This is a genomic window from Pseudomonas idahonensis (assembly GCF_037903935.1).
GTDB lineage: Bacteria > Pseudomonadota > Gammaproteobacteria > Pseudomonadales > Pseudomonadaceae > Aquipseudomonas > Aquipseudomonas danubii.
This window is the reverse complement of record NZ_CP149586.1, coordinates 5,357,775-5,371,019: the sequence shown is the minus strand read 5'-3', so window position 1 is coordinate 5,371,019 and position 13,245 is coordinate 5,357,775. Positions and strand designations below refer to the sequence as shown.

Genomic DNA, 13,245 nt, shown 5'->3' with positions numbered 1-13,245 from the left:
CACGAGCGGCTCGACAACCACCGGTTCGAGTGTTTCCAAAAAATGCCAGCAGGTAGTGACAGGCTCCTGAAAGGGCAGGACCCCTTCAGGAGATAAGGTTAGTCAGGAATCAGGACTTCTTGTCGTCAGCCGCTTTGTCGGTCGGGTTGGCGATCAGGGCCTTGAGCTCGTCGCTCATCGGGAACATCAGGTTCAGGCCTTTTGGCGGGATCGGCGATTGGAACCATTTGTCGTAGATCTTGTTGATCTCGCCCGACTTGTAGGTGGCGACGATGGCGTCATCCACGGCTTTCTTGAACGGGGCATCGCCCTTGCGCACCATGCAGCCGTAGATTTCGTAGGACTGAGGAGTGCCGGTCACGGCCCAGTCGGCAGGCTTCTTGGCCTTGGCCATTTCACCGGCCAACAGCGCGTCGTCCATCATGAAGGCCACGGCGCGGCCCGATTCCAGCATCTGGAACGACTCACCGTGGTCCTTGGCGGAGATCACGTTCATGCCCATCTGCTTGTCGGCGTTCATCGCCTTGAGGATGCGCTCGGAAGTGGTGCCAGCGGTGGTCACCACGTTCTTGCCTTTGAGGTCAGCGAAATCTTTGTAGGTCGAGTCCTTTTTGGACAGCAGACGGGTACCGATTTCGAAGATGCCGACGGAGAAGTCGACCTGTTGCTGACGTTCGACGTTGTTGGTGGTGGAACCACACTCGACGTCGACGGTGCCGTTCTGCACCAGTGGGATACGGGTCTGGGAGGTAACCAGGTTGTACTTGACCTTGAGGTCAGGCATGTCGAGGTCTTTCTTGATCGCTTCGACGATTTTCAGCTGGATGTCGTGGGAGTAGCCCACTGGCACGCCGGAAGCGTCAGCGATGTAGGAAAACGGAATGGAAGCGTCGCGATGTCCGAGGGTGATGGTGCCGGATTCTTTGATTTTCTTCAGTGTGCCGGTGAGTTCGGCTGCGAAAACTGGAGTGCTAATCAGAGCGGCAGCGATAGCTGCGCCCAACAGATGGGGAACGATGCGCATCAATATTTCCTCGACATTTGTTTTTTTTATGAAGCCAGTTCGACGGCTCTTTTATACAGCGAATGCCTTGACGGCTCCTGTTGTGTTGGCACGACAGGCATTCGTCGCACAGTGTAGAGCATGAGTCGTGCCAGACCCATTGTTCATGGGCAACACCTTGATTTTAAAGGCTATTAAATATTTGTTGCGAAGGTTTTTGCTGCGGATTATCCGGTTATCCGAATCATTTTCGGTGTGGCGTTCGGAAAACCGAATGCGCATCCGGCACCTGTAGGAGCCGGCGTGCTGGCGAAACGTTCAATGCGTCGCCCACAAAAAAGCCCCTGAACCTTAGGGCGCAGGGGCTTTGTCTATCCGAGCTACTCAGGCGGCCTTGATCTTGCCGCGGTTGTGCTCGACCTTCTGCAAGTAGTCTTCCAGTTGCTGCTGTTGCGCCACGGTGGTGAACAGGCCGAGTTTGCTCCGGCGCCAGAGGATGTCCTGGGCTTTCAGTGCCCATTCCTCCGCGCACAGATAATCCACTTCACGAGTATAGAGGCCGCCACCCAGGTGCTCGCCCAGGTCGCTGAGGCTGTGTACACCCTCCAGCAGGCGCCAGGTGCGGCTGCCATAGGTGCTGGCCCAGCGCTGGGCGATCTGGCTGGGCACCCAGTCGAATTTCTTGCGGATGGCTTCTGCCAGGGCCTGTGGCGTGCTCATGTTCTCGCCGCCGGGCAGGGTGGCTGTAGCAGTCCAGCTGGGCTTGGCCTGCTTGAAGTAAGGCGCCAGTTGCGCCATGGCCGATTCCGCCAGCTTGCGATAGGTGGTCAGCTTGCCGCCGAACACCGAGAGCAGCGGAGCTTCCTCGCCAGTGCCGGAAAGGGCCAGGGTGTAGTCGCGAGTCACCGCCGAAGGGTTGTCGGATTCGTCGTTGCACAGTGGGCGAACCCCGGAGTAGCTGTGCTGGATGTCGCTGCGGCTCAGTTGCTTCTTGAAGTGCGCATTGACCACTTGCAGCAAGTAATCGGTTTCCGCTTCGGTAATCGACACCTTGGCCGGATCACCGGTGTATTCGCGGTCGGTGGTGCCGATCAGGGTGAACTGATCGAGGTAGGGAATGGTGAAGACGATACGCTGGTCTTCGTTCTGCAGAATGTGTGCGTGCTCGCCTTCGTAAAGCTTGGGCACGATCAGGTGGCTGCCCTGGATCAGGCGGATGCCGTAAGGCGATTCTAGCTTCAGATCATCCTTGATGAACTTGGCGACCCAGGGGCCGGCTGCGTTCACCAGGGCTTTGGCGCTGATGGAGAACAGGCTGCCGTCGGCACGCTCCAGTTCCAGCTGCCACAGGCCCTTGCTGCGCCGGGCGCTGACGCAACGGGTCTGGGTATGCACGTGGGCGCCGTGCTCGCGGGCGGCCATGGCATTGAGCACCACCAGGCGGGCATCGTCGACCCAGCAATCGGAGTATTCGAAGCCTTTGGTGATCTCGGCCTTCAGGGCGCTGTCGGCGCCGAACTTCAGGCTGCGCGAGCCGGCGAGTTTTTCGCGCTTGCCCAGGTGGTCATACAGGAACAGGCCGGCACGAATCATCCAGGCCGGGCGCAGGTGCGGCCGGTGCGGCAGGACAAAACGCATGGGCTTGACGATGTGCGGGGCCTTGGCCAGCAGCACTTCACGTTCGGCCAGGGCTTCACGCACCAGGCGAAACTCGTAATGTTCGAGGTAGCGCAGGCCGCCGTGGATCAGCTTGCTGCTGGCCGACGAGGTGTGGCTGGCCAGATCGTCTTTTTCGCAAAGGAACACGGACAAGCCGCGACCTGCCGCATCCGCGGCAATTCCAACACCATTGATCCCACCGCCGATGACGGCGATATCGTAAACCTCGGAGAGAGGGCGCGCGGGCAAGGTAGAAGTGGGCATCGACAGGCCTCGTGTTGCTTTGATATTTGAATTCGAACATTAATGTTCATTTTCGAAAATACTAGCGCATAAAGAAGGGCGTATCCAGCAAGTTTCGATTGAAAAAACTGATCGAAATGCCCTGAAAGGAAAGTTTACGAACATTAACGAGGGGTAACTGTAGTCGCTGCCGCGGGCTTTGACTGTGTGCGAGTGATCGGCCGTGTCGATTCCGAAAACGATGCAGCCCTTGCTGGGCGGCGTTCGGACACAGCCGGATCCGGGAGGGGAGGAGGGGGTCAGACCACTTCGAGGCGGATCTTGTGCTGATTGAGCAGTTGGGTCAGGGCCGGTACCGGTTGCTGGTCGGTGACCAGGCAATCGATCAGGCTGATGGGACCCAGGCGGATCATGGCATTGCGCCCGAACTTGCTGGAGTCGGCGGCGAGGATCACTTGTCGGGCGTTGGCGATGATCGCCTGAGATACCCGTACTTCCTGATAGTCGAAGTCCAGCAGGCTACCGTCTTCGTCGATACCGCTGATGCCCACCAGGGCGAAATCCACTTTGAACTGATTGATGAAGTCGACGCTGGCCTGGCCGACCACGCCGCCGTCACGGCGTACATTGCCGCCAGTGAGCAGCACATCGAAATCGTCCTTGGCGCTGAGCATCGAGGCCACGTGCAGGTTGTTGGTGATGATCTTCAGGTGGCTGTGGTTGAGCAGGGCGCGGGCGATGGACTCGGTGGTGGTGCCGATGTTGATGAACAACGAGGCGTGATCGGGGATCTGCGCGGCAACGGCTTCACCGATGCGTTGCTTTTCGTCGCGCATCTGATCGGCGCGCATGGCGTAGGCGGTGTTTTCGACGCTGGAATCATAGGCCGCGCCGCCGTGATAGCGGCGCAGCAGATTGGCTTCCGCCAGCTGGTTGATGTCGCGGCGGATGGTTTGCGGGGTAACAACGAACAGCTGGGCCAATTCCTCGATGCTGACGTACCCGCGTTCGCGGACCAGATCGAGGATTTGTTGCTGACGGGGAGGCAGATTCATGGGGCTTCCTTTGGGCTGCCGTGCAAAATTTGCCCATGATGCCGCAGGAATCCCCTCCCGACCAGTTACAAGCGGTTACCAATCCACGGCTTGGCTTATTTGGCCTCGTCGTGGGGTTCCCAGTCGCGGGTGCGGCTCACCGCTTTCTTCCAGCCTGCATACAGGCCTTCTTTTTCCTCTTGCGCCAGCTGTGGTTCGAACTCGCGCTCGATCACCGCTTTGCCTCGCAGCTCTTCCAGGCTGTCCCAGAAACCGCAGGCCAGGCCCGCCAGGTAGGCCGCGCCCAAGGCTGTGGTTTCGCGCATTTGCGGGCGCTCCACCTGAGTGCCGAGAATGTCCGCCTGGAACTGCATGAGGAAATTGTTGGCCACTGCGCCGCCGTCAACCCGCAGGGCTTTCAGGCGTTCGCCGGAATCCTGCTGCATGGCGTCGAGCACATCGCGGGTCTGATAGGCAATGGACTCCAGGGCGGCGCGGATGATGTGGTCCACGCGTACGCCACGGGTCAGGCCAAACAGCGCGCCGCGGGCGTAGGGGTCCCAGTAGGGAGCGCCCAGACCGGTAAAGGCGGGTACCAGGTACACGCCGTTGCTGTCCTTGACCTTGCCGGCGAAGTATTCGGTGTCATGGGCGTCGTTGATGATTTTCAGTTCATCACGCAGCCACTGCACAGTGGAGCCGCCGTTGAACACGGCGCCTTCCAGGGCATAGGCCACTTCGCCGCGGGGGCCACAGGCGATGGTGGTGAGCATGCCGTGCTGGGACTTCACCGCCTTGTCGCCGGTGTTCATCAGCAAGAAGCAACCCGTACCGTAGGTGTTCTTGGCTTGGCCCGGTTCGACGCACATCTGGCCAAACAATGCGGCTTGCTGGTCGCCAGCGATACCGCCGATGGCGATGCCACTCTTGGTACGGCCGTAGATTTCCGACGAGGACTTCACTTCCGGGAGCATCTCCCGCGGGATGTCCAGCACCTCCAGCATCTTCGCGTCCCACTCCAGAGTGTGGATGTTGAAGAGCATGGTGCGCGAGGCGTTGGTGTAGTCGGTGACGTGGGTCTTGCCGCCAGTGAATTTCCAGATCAGCCAGCTGTCGATGGTGCCGAACAGCAGTTCGCCGCTACGGGCGCGCTCACGGCTGCCTTCGACATTGTCGAGGATCCACTTGAGCTTGGTGCCGGAGAAGTAGGGGTCGGTGACCAGGCCGGTGGTGTCGCGGATGTAGTCTTCCAGGCCGTCGCGCTTGAGCTGCTGGCAGATCTCGGTGCTGCGGCGGCACTGCCAGACGATGGCGTTGTAGATCGGGCGGCCGGTGGTCTTGTCCCAGACCACTGTGGTTTCACGCTGGTTGGTGATGCCGATGGCCGCTACCTGATCGTGATGCAGGCCGGCCTGCGCCAGGGCCTCCACCATCACCGCGCTCTGGGTGGCGAAGATTTCCATCGGGTCATGTTCGACCCAGCCGGCCTGAGGGTAATGCTGGGCGAATTCACGCTGGGCAGTGCAGACCACGTTGGCATCGCGGTCGAAAATGATCGCCCGGGAGCTGGTCGTACCCTGATCAAGGGCAATGATGTAGTTCTTATTCTGAATGTCGGTCATGTCGATTGCCTTGGACGAAATAAGGGAGTGAGAACAGGCGCGTGATCGATTTGGGCAGGATCACGCGCCGCGAGAATCAAGAAACTTTGACTTTGCCCTCTATGGCCGGTTCGGCCTCGGAGGCGGCAACAGCGCTGGGCAGATGCCGGGCAATCAGCCCGCGATAGGCCGCAGCACCGAGGCAGGCCCCCAGAATCGGGGCAAAGATCGGTACCAGGAAATACGGAATGTCACGGCCGCCGGTGAAGGAGATTTCACCCCAGCCAGTCATGAACGTCATCAGTTTAGGGCCGAAGTCCCGTGCCGGGTTCATGGCGAAGCCGGTCAGGGGACCCATTGCGCTGCCGATCACGGCAATCAGCAGGCCGATCAGCAGCGGCGCCATCGGGCCGCGAGGCAGGCCGTTGTTATCATCTGTCAGGGACATGATCACGCCCATGAGAATCGCTGTGATCACCACTTCCACCAGGAACGCCTGGGCAGTGGACAGTGCCGGGTTGGGGAAGGTGGAGAACACCGAGGCCAGTTCCAGGCTGGCCTGGGAGCCACGGATCATTTGGTGGGATTGTTCGAAATCGAAGAAAAGGTTGCTGTACAGCGTGTAAACCAACAGCGCCGCGCAGAAGGCGCCGGCGACCTGGGCCAGGATATAGAACGGCAGTTTGCGTTTATCAAAGTCGGCGAACAGCCACAGAGCGATACTCACGGCCGGATTCAGGTGCGCGCCGGAGACCCCGGCAGTCAGGTAGATCGCCATGCTCACGCCGATCCCCCAGATGATGCTGATTTCCCACAGACCGAAGCTGGCGCCCGCGACCTTGAGCGCGGCGACACAGCCGGTGCCGAAGAAGATCAATAGCGCAGTACCCAGGAACTCGGCCATGCATTGGCCCGATAGCGACGGTTGTTGCAGAGCAGTTGTCATTGTGAACCTCGATTTTTGTTGTTGTCTGGCGCTGCTGCAAAAGGCATGGAGCGCGACTTCCAACGAAGACGGAATCCCCATTCCGGCCTCGTCTTGCTACTGGGTGCAACCTTGGATCTACCGCAGGATATTCAGAAACGAAAAAATATAGACAAGAAACACCGCTGTCAAAGGTCGAAAGTGAACGATTGGTCATTTTATAGATATCAATCAGATGAATGATCCTGGGTGGCAGTCTCGGGAGTGACAGAGAACGTTGTGCTGGCAGCTCTCATGGGGCGTTATCAAGGCTTGGAATAGAGCCTTTTGCTGATGAATGGCCTAAAATTCGCCCGCTCGGTTTTGCCTTTTCGTCCCCCTTGGAGCTGCCATGACCCCTGCACTGGACCTGCTGAAAAAAGTTCGCGCCGAACATCGCATCCACAGTTACGAACATGACCCCAAGGCAGCGTCCTACGGCCTGGAGGCGGCGGAGAAGCTGAATCTCGATCCGGCGCAAGTGTTCAAGACCCTGCTGGCCAGCAGTGAAAAGGGCGAATTGCTGGTGGCGGTGGTGCCGGTCGTCGGAAGTCTTGATCTGAAGGCCCTGGCCCATGCTGCGGGGGTGAAGAAGGCTGAGATGGCTGATCCGGCCGCTGCCCAACGTGCCACCGGTTATCTGCTGGGGGGCATCAGTCCGCTGGGGCAGAAAAAACGACTGCGGACCTTTATCGACAACAGTGCCCAGCCGTTGGCCAGTATTTTCGTCAGTGCCGGTCGCCGTGGCCTGGAGGTGGAGTTGGCGGCGGCCGTGCTGGCCGAGCACACCCAGGCGAAGTTCGCCGACATCGGTCGCTCTTGAGCCCAGGCGTCGGCAGCGGCCCGGGCGGCTGCTGTATGCCGGAAAATCTTCCCTTCTGTGTCTGTCGGGTTCCTTGTTCCGGGCCTCATGCTGGCGGCCGACTATCCAAGGAGCACAGTTATGCCGCTTGAGTTCCAGCAGATCGATGCCTTCAGTGATCGCCCCTTCGCCGGCAATCCGGCCATGGTTTACCGGCTTGATGCGTGGCTTGATGCGTGGCTTGACGAGGCGCTGATGCAGCAGATCGCCGCCGAGCACAACCTGGCGGAAACCGCTTTTGTGGTGCGCGAGGCGCAAGGCTGGCGAATCCGCTGGCTTACTCCGACCACTGAAGTACCCCTGTGCGGGCATGCCACCCTGGCCAGTGCTTATGTGTTGTTCGAGGTCTACGACGAGCCGACGCAACGCATCGATTTTCAGAGCCGTTCCGGGCCCTTGAGTGTCACCCGCGAAGACGGGCTGCTATGGCTTGATTTCCCTTTGCGCAGCCCCAGCAGCCAGGCTGGGCTGGAAGACGTGGCGCAGATACTGGGTGCCCGAGTCATCGAGCTGCTGGGCGCCAATGAGCTGTTGGCGGTGCTGGAGTCGGAGCAGGCGGTACGCGATTGCCAGCCGGATATGGCAGCGTTGGCGAAGCTGCCCTGGCCTGGAGTGATTGTTACGGCGCGTGGAGACCGGCATGACTTTGTCTCGCGGTATTTTGCCCCGGGCATTGGCATCGACGAGGACCCGGTGACCGGTTCGACCCATTGCTGCCTGACGCCTTACTGGGCACGGCAATTGGATAAACAGCAGTTGAGCGCTTATCAGTGTTCGGCGCGAGGTGGAGCCTTGTTCTGTCGGTTGGAGGGAGAGCGGGTGAAGATCGGTGGCCATGCGCGGCTGATTGCCAGCGGACATTTGCACCTGGAATGACTGTGCCGGGTGTTTCGCCGTCAAGCCGGCTCCTACAGTTCGTTGCGATCTTGTAGGGGCCGGTTGGCCAGGGGAAGCGTTATCAGTGCGCGCTGCTGTAGCGGCGTACCCCTGATTCACTGTGTGGAATCTGCGCGGCGGTGCTGCCCGAGGCTTGGAACAGCACCAGGTGTTCTGCGGCGACCCGAATCCCCACGTCCGCTCCAACCTGATGATCGGCATGGCTGGGGAAGATCGACTCCAGCAGGCTGCCAGTCGGCAGTTGCAGGCGATACAGGGTCGAGGCACCGAGAAAGGTCTTGCCGACGATCCGCGCTTTCAGAGTGCTGTCCGGCGCATAAACGATATCGTCGGGGCGCAGCAGTACGTCCACCGCTCCACCGGACGGCCAGGTGTAGGCCCGGTTGCCCTGCAGCACACCCAGTTCGGTCTGCACCGATTCCGGGCTGCTCAACTGGCCACGAATGAAGTAGCCCTGGCCAATGAAACTGGCGACAAAGGGCGTCTGCGGTTCGTGATAGAGGTTGTAGGGGGTATCCCACTGCTCCAGGCGGCCTTCCTTGAACACCCCGACCTGATCGCTCACGGCAAAGGCTTCTTCCTGGTCGTGGGTGACCAGGATGGCACTGGTACCCCGAGCCTTGAGGATGTCACGCACCTCATGGCTGAGCTTGCGGCGCAATTCACCATCGAGATTGGAGAAGGGCTCGTCCAGCAACAGCAGTTGGGGTTCCGGCGCCAGGGCGCGGGCCAGAGCCACCCGTTGTTGTTGGCCGCCAGACAGTTCGTGGGGGAAGCGCTGACCGAGGTTCTTCAGGTTGACCAGTTCCAGCAATTCAGCGACCACACGGTCTTTCTGTGGGTGCTTGCGAATGCCGAAGGCAATGTTGTCCGCCACACACAGATGTGGGAACAGGGCGTAGTCCTGGAACACCATGCCGATCCGGCGTTTCTCCGGCGCCAGGGTGAAGCCGGCGCTGGAGATGGTTTCGCCGGCCAACTGGATCTCGCCCTCGTGTACGGGCTCGAATCCGGCGATGGCCCGCAGGGTGGTGGTCTTGCCGCAGCCGGATGAACCCAGCAGGCAACCGATATCACCGGCATTGAGGTGCAGATTGAGGTTCTGCACCACCCGTTGGTCCTGATAGCCGCATGCCAGATTGCGCAGGTTCAGCAGTAATGGCTGGCTCATGCGTGGTGGTACGCCGGTTCGACAAGAAACTCGAGCAGGGCCTTTTGCGCATGGAGACGGTTTTCCGCCTGGTCCCAGGCCACCGAACGTGGGTCGTCCAGCAGGTCGAGGCTGATTTCCTCGCCGCGGTGGGCGGGCAGGCAATGCATGAACAGTACGTCCGGCGCGGCCAGGTCGATCAGGGCGCGGTTTACCTGGAATGGCGCGAACAGCTTGAGGCGCTTGGCGGTTTCCTCTTCCTGGCCCATGGAGGTCCAGACGTCGGTGCTCACCAGGTGGGCGCCGGTTACCGCTTCGCGAGGATCGCGGACGATGGTCACGCGATCGCCGGCCAGAGCGACAAACTCCGGGTTGGGTTCGTAGCCTTCAGGGCAAGCGACGCGCAGTTGGAAATCGAACTGCATGGCCGCTTCTATATAGCTGTTGCACATGTTGTTGCCATCGCCGATCCAGGCCACGGTCTTGCCTTGGATCGAACCGCGATGTTCAAGGAAAGTCTGCATGTCCGCCAACAGTTGGCAGGGGTGCAGGTCATCGGACAGGCCGTTGATCACCGGTACCCGGGAGTTGGCCGCAAATTCGGTCAGGGTGCTATGGGCAAAGGTACGGATCATCACTGCGTCGAGCATGCGCGACATGACGATGGCGCAGTCGCCGATGGGCTCGCCGCGTCCCAGTTGGGTATCCCGTGGCGAAAGGAAGATGGCCTGGCCGCCCAGTTGGATCATGCCGGCTTCGAAAGACAGTCGGGTACGGGTCGACGACTTCTCGAAAATCATGCCGAGCACACGATTTTTCAAGGGCTCGAAGAGTACGCCGCGGTTACGCAGGTCCTTCAGCTCGATGCCTCGACGAATCACACTGACCAGCTCTTCGGGCGTGCAATCCATCAGGGAGAGAAAGTGCCTTGCGCTCATCATTAACTACCTTTTTGCAACGGACCGCAGATTCTCAAAGCCTTGTTTAATCGAACAACGGGCTGGACCTGCGGCGAAAGCCGCACGGGGCGACGAAATAGGGGAAGGCGCGATCTTATAATTAAATGTCGCGTCTTACCAATAGTGCTACGGCGATTACGGGCAAGAGAGGTCAGGACGCGATTGCGCTGACGCTTTTGAGACCAGTTTCCAGACAGCAGCCGAGCATTTGTACACTGCCCTGGCGCGCCTTGGCAATCCAGCGGGGCGCCGGCTGTTCGCTTGCAGTCGTTTTCTGACCTGTGGGCCGATGTCGCTGCCATGGGCATGCCAGGGAGTGTCAGTCTGAAACATTTCCTAATGCAAAGTACTGCGGTTACCAAGGCGAATCTGCGGCCGGGATAGATGCGTGATGAAATCCAAGGAGCAGCAACTGATGGCGCTTTTGGGGGAGGAGATGGCCCGGACACTCACTGACATGACCGCCTCAGTGACAGTCCTTTTTTTGAATTGCTGCTCAATTGCTGCCGATGGCCTGCCGCGCTTGGCGCCGAACTGACAGCACTGATCATGGCTGGGGCTGATGGCCCTGAATTCATGGGGCGAACGTCGCTGGTGTCAGCAGCGGTCAGCCGCCATAGTTTTTGCTTCCAGCGGCCCCCTATGGGTTGCCTTCAAACAATAGAGACTGGCCATGACCAAGACTCTCCATCACCGTGCCTGCCACTTGTGCGAAGCGATCTGCGGCCTGACCCTGGAAGTCACCGAGGAAGAGGGTGGCGCTCCGCGCATTACCTCGATCAAGGGGGACGCTCAGGACGGCTTCAGTCGCGGCCACATCTGCCCCAAGGCTGTGGCCCTGCAGGATATTCAGAATGACCCCGATCGCCTGCGTCAGCCGGTGCGGCGCGTGGGCAATGAATGGCAGCCGATCGAGTGGGACGAGGCTTTCGCCCTGGTAGCCGAGAGGCTGGCGAGCATCCAGCAGCGTCATGGCAATAATGCGGTGGCGGTCTATCAGGGCAACCCCAGCGTTCACAACTACGGGCTGATGACTCACAGCAACTACTTCCTTGGCCAGCTCAAGACCCGTAACCGTTTCTCGGCCACGTCGGTCGACCAGTTGCCCCAGCACCTGACCAGCTACCTGATGTATGGCCACGGTCTGCTGCTGCCGATTCCGGACATCGACCACACCGACTTCATGCTGATCCTCGGCGGCAATCCCTTGGCGTCCAACGGCAGCATCATGACGGTGCCGGACGTGGAAAAGCGTTTGAGGGCAATCCAGGCTCGTGGTGGCAAGGTGGTGGTGGTCGATCCTCGGCGCAGTGAAACGGCGGCCATGGCCGATCAGCATCTGTTCATCCGTCCTGGAGGAGATGTGGCCTTGCTGTTTGGCCTGTTGAACACGATTTTTGAGGAAGGGCTGATTCGCGACAGTCATCTGCAAGTCGATGGATTGGCAGAGGTGCGCCAGGCGATTTCCCGCTTCACCGCAGAGGCCATGAGCCCGCTGTGTGCGATTGCGGCGCCGCAGATTCGGCAGTTGGCCCGGGAGTTCGCCTCGGCGGAGCGAGCGGTCTGTTATGGACGCATGGGGGTTTCGACCCAAGCCTTCGGTACGTTGTGCCATTGGTTGCTGCAACTGCTCAATCTGATCACCGGCAACCTTGACCGGGTAGGTGGGGCCCTGTGTACCGAGCCGGCGGTGGATCTGGTAGCGGCGACTTCGGGGGGGCATTTCAACCTTTGGCAGAGTCGGGTTTCCGGGCTTCCGGAGTATGGCGGCGAGCTGCCTGTATCGGCCCTGGCCGAAGAGATGCTCACTGAGGGCGAGGGACAGGTTCGGGCATTGATCACCGTGGCAGGCAACCCGGTGTTGTCCACACCCAATGGCCGGCAGTTGGAGCAGGCACTGGACGGGTTGGAGTTCATGCTCAGCATCGACTTGTACATCAATGAAACGACCCGTTATGCCGACTTGATCCTGCCGTCCACCTCGGCTCTGGAGAACGATCACTACGACACCACGTTCAATCTCCTTGCAGTACGCAATGTCAGTCGCTTCAACCGGGCGATCCTGCCCAAGCCTGCGGGTGCGCTGCACGACTGGGAGATCTTTGTCGGCCTGGCCAAAGCGTTTGCCGCGAAAACCGAACAACCGCTGAAGCCGACCATCCCCCCTGCGCAGATGATTGACATGGGTTTGCGAGCCGGTGCCTACGGCGATGCATCGCCGCTCAAACTGTCCTTGGCAACACTGGACCAGTATCCCCACGGTATTGATCTGGGGGCGCTGCAGCCGAATCTGGCGGCACGCTTGAAAACCGAGAATCGGCGGATTCAGGCGGCGCCAGCGCCGATCATGGCGGATCTGGCGCGATTTGCCGCCTTGAGCGTGCCGCCGTTGGATGAGTTGCTGCTGATTGGCCGTCGCCATGTACGCAGTAACAACTCGTGGATGCACAACTATCACCGCCTGGTGAAGGGCAAGCCCCGTCACCAGTTGCTGATGCACCCGGATGACCTGGCCAGCCGCGGGCTGAATGACGGTCAGCGGGTGCGAATCAGCTCTCGGGTTGGTGCGGTGGAGGTAGAGGTGCTGGCCAGCACTGAAATGATGCCGGGGGTGGTGAGCTTGCCTCATGGTTGGGGGCACGGGCGCCCAGGGGTGCAACTGAGCATTGCCATGGCGCAGCCCGGTTGCAGCGCCAATGACCTGACCGATGAGCGTCAGCTTGATGCGTTGTCTGGGAATGCGGCGTTGAACGGGGTGCCAGTCAAGGTGGAAGCGGCCTGAGATGTCTGTCGGAGAGGCCGAGCAGGGCGCTCAGGTTTCCGTTACAATGCGCCACCGTGCCGACAACAGCGTCGGAAAGTTCAGCCGAGGT

The 13,245-nt window shown here is 60.1% G+C and carries 11 protein-coding genes; 4 read left to right on the top strand and 7 right to left on the bottom strand.

What is annotated here, in order from left to right; all coding sequences use genetic code 11:
• Positions 1 to 109 precede the first annotated feature (109 nt).
• The 5 genes from WIN67_RS24185 to WIN67_RS24165 form a co-directional block, all read right to left on the bottom strand.
• Entirely contained in the window at positions 110 to 1,024 is a 915-nt protein-coding gene (locus WIN67_RS24185; RefSeq protein WP_102860472.1) for a glutamate/aspartate ABC transporter substrate-binding protein, read from the bottom strand.
• Positions 1,025 to 1,387: 363 nt separating this feature from the next.
• Complete coding sequence (gene glpD / locus WIN67_RS24180) at positions 1,388 to 2,926, bottom strand: glycerol-3-phosphate dehydrogenase (RefSeq protein WP_339070129.1); 1,539 nt, start codon at positions 2,924 to 2,926, stop codon at positions 1,388 to 1,390.
• 278 nt (positions 2,927 to 3,204) lie between these two features.
• Entirely contained in the window at positions 3,205 to 3,960 is a 756-nt protein-coding gene (locus tag WIN67_RS24175) for a DeoR/GlpR family transcriptional regulator (protein WP_011063123.1), read from the bottom strand.
• Between the two features lie 95 nt (positions 3,961 to 4,055).
• Positions 4,056 to 5,561 carry a glycerol kinase GlpK gene (gene glpK, locus WIN67_RS24170; protein ID WP_339070128.1) on the bottom strand — a complete coding sequence of 502 codons (1,506 nt, stop codon included), beginning with the start codon at positions 5,559 to 5,561 and terminating at the stop codon, positions 4,056 to 4,058.
• Positions 5,562 to 5,637: 76 nt separating this feature from the next.
• The gene (locus WIN67_RS24165; RefSeq protein WP_102860475.1) at positions 5,638 to 6,486 is read right to left on the bottom strand and encodes an MIP/aquaporin family protein; all 849 of its coding nucleotides are present in this window, start codon (positions 6,484 to 6,486) and stop codon (positions 5,638 to 5,640) included.
• A 370-nt stretch (positions 6,487 to 6,856) separates the two neighbouring features.
• Between WIN67_RS24165 and ybaK the strand changes: the two genes are divergently transcribed.
• Together ybaK and WIN67_RS24155 are read left to right on the top strand one after the other, a co-directional pair.
• Entirely contained in the window at positions 6,857 to 7,327 is a 471-nt protein-coding gene (ybaK, locus tag WIN67_RS24160) for a Cys-tRNA(Pro) deacylase (RefSeq protein ID WP_102860476.1), read from the top strand.
• Between the two features lie 120 nt (positions 7,328 to 7,447).
• The gene (locus tag WIN67_RS24155) at positions 7,448 to 8,242 is read left to right on the top strand and encodes a PhzF family phenazine biosynthesis protein (RefSeq protein WP_339070127.1); all 795 of its coding nucleotides are present in this window, start codon (positions 7,448 to 7,450) and stop codon (positions 8,240 to 8,242) included.
• Positions 8,243 to 8,324: 82 nt separating this feature from the next.
• On the opposite strand, the gene WIN67_RS24150 is transcribed toward WIN67_RS24155, so the two are convergent.
• Together WIN67_RS24150 and argF are read right to left on the bottom strand one after the other, a co-directional pair.
• The gene (locus WIN67_RS24150) at positions 8,325 to 9,434 is read right to left on the bottom strand and encodes an ABC transporter ATP-binding protein (protein WP_102880750.1); all 1,110 of its coding nucleotides are present in this window, start codon (positions 9,432 to 9,434) and stop codon (positions 8,325 to 8,327) included.
• On the bottom strand, positions 9,431 to 10,351 hold the full coding sequence (gene argF / locus WIN67_RS24145) for an ornithine carbamoyltransferase (RefSeq protein ID WP_339070126.1): 921 nt from the start codon (positions 10,349 to 10,351) through the stop codon (positions 9,431 to 9,433). Before argF ends, WIN67_RS24150 begins: the two co-directional genes overlap by 4 nt.
• 409 nt (positions 10,352 to 10,760) lie before the next feature.
• Here argF and WIN67_RS24140 point away from each other — a divergent pair, with 409 nt between their 5' ends.
• Both WIN67_RS24140 and WIN67_RS24135 read left to right on the top strand, forming a co-directional pair.
• The gene (locus tag WIN67_RS24140; RefSeq protein ID WP_339070125.1) at positions 10,761 to 10,910 is read left to right on the top strand and encodes a hypothetical protein; all 150 of its coding nucleotides are present in this window, start codon (positions 10,761 to 10,763) and stop codon (positions 10,908 to 10,910) included.
• Between the two features lie 135 nt (positions 10,911 to 11,045).
• Positions 11,046 to 13,154: a molybdopterin oxidoreductase family protein gene (locus WIN67_RS24135; protein WP_339070124.1), complete on the top strand. Its 2,109-nt coding sequence runs from the start codon at positions 11,046 to 11,048 to the stop codon at positions 13,152 to 13,154.
• Positions 13,155 to 13,245: the final 91 nt, after the last annotated feature.

Bases quoted from the DNA above. Each gene is read 5' to 3' on its own strand.
- WIN67_RS24185 (WP_102860472.1), bottom strand. From the start codon at position 1,024: ATGCGCATCGTTCCCCATCTGTTGGGCGCAGCTATCGCTGCCGCTCTG.
- WIN67_RS24175 (WP_011063123.1), bottom strand. From the start codon at position 3,960: ATGAATCTGCCTCCCCGTCAGCAACAAATCCTCGATCTGGTCCGCGAA.
- argF (WP_339070126.1), bottom strand. From the start codon at position 10,351: ATGAGCGCAAGGCACTTTCTCTCCCTGATGGATTGCACGCCCGAAGAG.
- glpD (WP_339070129.1), bottom strand. From the start codon at position 2,926: ATGCCCACTTCTACCTTGCCCGCGCGCCCTCTCTCCGAGGTTTACGAT.
- WIN67_RS24150 (WP_102880750.1), bottom strand. From the start codon at position 9,434: ATGAGCCAGCCATTACTGCTGAACCTGCGCAATCTGGCATGCGGCTAT.
- WIN67_RS24165 (WP_102860475.1), bottom strand. From the start codon at position 6,486: ATGACAACTGCTCTGCAACAACCGTCGCTATCGGGCCAATGCATGGCC.
- WIN67_RS24155 (WP_339070127.1), top strand. From the start codon at position 7,448: ATGCCGCTTGAGTTCCAGCAGATCGATGCCTTCAGTGATCGCCCCTTC.
- glpK (WP_339070128.1), bottom strand. From the start codon at position 5,561: ATGACCGACATTCAGAATAAGAACTACATCATTGCCCTTGATCAGGGT.
- ybaK (WP_102860476.1), top strand. From the start codon at position 6,857: ATGACCCCTGCACTGGACCTGCTGAAAAAAGTTCGCGCCGAACATCGC.
- WIN67_RS24135 (WP_339070124.1), top strand. From the start codon at position 11,046: ATGACCAAGACTCTCCATCACCGTGCCTGCCACTTGTGCGAAGCGATC.